This is a genomic window from Effusibacillus lacus (assembly GCF_002335525.1).
GTDB lineage: Bacteria > Bacillota > Bacilli > Tumebacillales > Effusibacillaceae > Effusibacillus > Effusibacillus lacus.
In genome coordinates this window covers 1-1,582 of record NZ_BDUF01000082.1, presented here as the reverse complement: position 1 = coordinate 1,582, position 1,582 = coordinate 1, and the positions used below count along the sequence as shown (strand labels likewise).

The 1,582-nt window shown below is 47.9% G+C and carries 1 protein-coding gene; it reads left to right on the top strand.

The window, feature by feature from the left end; translation table 11 throughout:
• Window positions 1–245 precede the first annotated feature (245 nt).
• The gene (locus EFBL_RS14460; protein WP_096182799.1) at window positions 246–1,463 is read left to right on the top strand and encodes an IS110 family RNA-guided transposase; all 1,218 of its coding nucleotides are present in this window, start codon (window positions 246–248) and stop codon (window positions 1,461–1,463) included.
• Window positions 1,464–1,582 lie beyond the last annotated feature (119 nt).

Genomic DNA, 1,582 nt, shown 5'->3' with positions numbered 1-1,582 from the left:
TAGACTCCCATGCCGCTGACGCGGCACCATCAGATGATGAAAATAGTCTAAGTTTTGTATAATCTTCTTACGGCTGGCGAAGGGAGGTCGTATTATCTTGGTGCTGCGAGCCCGTGATTTAGACAGACCCCAACGACCAGGTGCACCACAGATTGTTGCTCCCTATAGGAAGCACGCAGGATAGAATAACCCGTATGGTTGTTGCACCAGCCCTTAAATTGAACCGCCGTAGAAGGAGAATTCCTATGGATGTCGTGTACAGTCATTGTTGTGGCCTTGACGTTCACAAGAAAAACGTCGTGGCTTGTGCAATCACTCCTAAGGGGAAAGAGATTCGTACTTTTTCGACGATGACCGATGACCTCATCTTACTTGTGGACTGGATTAAAAATCAGGATTGCACTCATGTTGCTATGGAAAGTACCGGCTCGTTTTGGAAACCTATTTACAACTTACTTGAACTTGAAGACATTCACACATTGGTGGTCAATGCGAAGCACATCAAGAATGTGCCCGGCCGCAAAACTGATGTCAAAGATGCGGAATGGATCGCCGGACTGCTTCGACACGGCCTGTTGCAAGGCAGCTATATTCCTTCCCGCGATCAACGAGAACAGCGGGAGTTGGTTCGTTATCGACGTAGCCTCATTGATGAGCGAGCTCGAGAAGTGAACCGGGTTCAAAAGGTACTCGAAGGAGCCAACATCAAACTGTCTTCAGTGGCCAGTGACGTTCTTGGCAAATCAGGGCGAGCAATGATAGAAGCGATGATAGCCGGTGAAGAAGACCCGGAAGTTCTCTCTGAACTGGCTCAGCGTAAGTTAAAGACCAAGAAAGACGATTTAAAGCGAGCGCTAAACGGTTTAATTGGAGACCACCAAAAACTGATGCTGGCTGCTCAATTGCGGCACATCGACTATTTGGATCAAGAAATTGCTAGGCTTGACGAAGAGATCAAGAGGCGTATGCTCCCTTTTGAAGAAGACCTGGACCTGTTGGACACCATTCCCGGAGTGGGGCTGCGGACAGCTGAACAAATTCTGGCTGAAATTGGACCGGACATAAATCAGTTCCCTTCCGCTGCTCATTTATGTTCATGGGCAGGGCTGGCTCCAGGTAACAACGAAAGCGCTGGAAAGCGAAAGTCAGGTCGAACCCGCAAAGGAAACCAGAAGCTCAGGAGTGCGCTTGTAGAAGCGGCAAGAGCTGCGGCACGAACCAAGAATACGTATTTATCAAGTCAGTATCATCGCATAGCGGCCAGAAGAGGAGCCAACCGAGCAGCAGTAGCCGTAGCCCACAGTATCTTGACTATTGTCTACCATATACTAAAACGCCGGAAACCTTACATGGAACTCGGTCCGACTTACTATGAAGAACGGAAACGAGAGAGTGTTATTAAACAGTCCATCAAGAAACTGGAATCACTTGGATACAAAGTTACAGTGGAAGCAGTGGCTTAACTCGTAGGCAGGCATATCCTGTACGTAACCCACCAACCATTTATTAACAATGGGCTTAGGGGGCTTAGTTTGGTATTGCCTTTTTACGTGAGTCTGTGGCCTTTAATTTTCAGGATAGA